This is a genomic window from Cupriavidus sp. 05T313, from assembly GCF_056396665.1.
This window is the reverse complement of record NZ_JBFTLX010000516.1, coordinates 1-1,239: the sequence shown is the minus strand read 5'-3', so window position 1 is coordinate 1,239 and position 1,239 is coordinate 1. Positions and strand designations below refer to the sequence as shown.

Below are 1,239 nucleotides of genomic sequence, written 5' to 3'. Positions count from 1 at the left end.
AGCCAGGGGAGACAATGACGATGAGCCGATTGCAGATTGGACGGGCCGTGTCCCGCCTGGCGATTGCGACAGTAGTGTCGGCCGTGCTGGCGTTGCCGGGCGCGGGCAGTGCCCTTGCCCATACGCCTGACGGACAACCCGGTAAGTCAGAGGAAAGCGTGCAGCCGCTGATGAAACAGCCGATCCCTGAGGCCGCGGGCAAGAACGTCCTGCTGGCAACAGTGACATTCGCACCCGGCCAGGAGTCCGAGCCCCATGTCCACCCCGGATCGATCTTTGCCTATGTACTGGAAGGTACCGTGGTATCGCAACTCGGCGGCGAGCCCGAAAGGACCTATGGCAAGGGCCAGAGCTGGTACGAAGCGCCCGGCGCGCGGCATCTCGTCACCCGCAACGCCAGCAAGACCAAGCCGGCCAGACTACTGGTGTTTGGCATCGCCGCCGAAGGCGATCCAATCAAGCAGCCGCTGCCCCGATAAGCTGGCGGCCAGGACCTGCGGGCGTGGGCCTGCCGGCATGCCCGTTCCAGACCCCGCGCATGGCAGTGTCCCGGCTCCCGGCTCCTAGACGGGAGACCGGCGAAACGCGATGCCGAAGCGGTTAAGACTATTGACCGCCGTGACCAGCAAGGTCAGGTCCACGATCTCCCGCTCCGAAAAATACGGCCGTACCGCCTCCCAGACGGCATCCGGCACATGCGTGCCGGCGATGTCCGTCACCGCCTCGGCCCACGCCAGCGCCGCCCGCTCACGGTCGGTGTACAGCGGCGTCTCACGCCAGACTTCCAGCATATCGATCCGCGCCGCCATTTCGCCGTCCTTGCGCGCCCGCGCCGAATGCAGGTCGATGCAATATGGACAGCCGTTGACCTGCGACACACGCAGGCGCACCAGATCCACCAGCGAATGCTCAAGCCGGTAGCGCTGGTTGCGCCTGTCCAGGCGAATCAATAGTTCGGTGCTGAGCCGGTTGGCCCGGTGGCTGTCGAGCCGCAATGTCATCCCGATCTCCCCTGCCGGCCCTGCCGGACGGCTGGCCGCATACGGCAGACTAGAGCCGCCAGCGGGCGCAGACAATAGCCACTACGGCGCCATTTCGGGTAACCAGTGCAGGCCTCCGCTTCGGGGTCCCGGCTACTTACTGCTCACCTGCATCGCCTGGCGCTGCCCGGGCAGGCCTGGCCTTGCGCATCACGCTCTTCACGGGAATCCCCACCATGGTGGCCGCCCCGTCCTGTCC

At 66.1% G+C, this 1,239-nt stretch carries 2 protein-coding genes; one reads left to right on the top strand and one right to left on the bottom strand.

What is annotated here, in order from left to right:
* A partial coding sequence (locus tag AC1DKD_RS41375; protein ID WP_477144760.1) for a cupin domain-containing protein occupies nucleotides 1–479 on the top strand: 479 nt, incomplete at its 5' end.
* Nucleotides 480–563: 84 nt separating this feature from the next.
* On the opposite strand, the gene AC1DKD_RS41370 is transcribed toward AC1DKD_RS41375, so the two are convergent.
* Complete coding sequence (locus tag AC1DKD_RS41370; protein ID WP_441634074.1) at nucleotides 564–1,001, bottom strand: carboxymuconolactone decarboxylase family protein; 438 nt, start codon at nucleotides 999–1,001, stop codon at nucleotides 564–566.
* Nucleotides 1,002–1,239 lie beyond the last annotated feature (238 nt).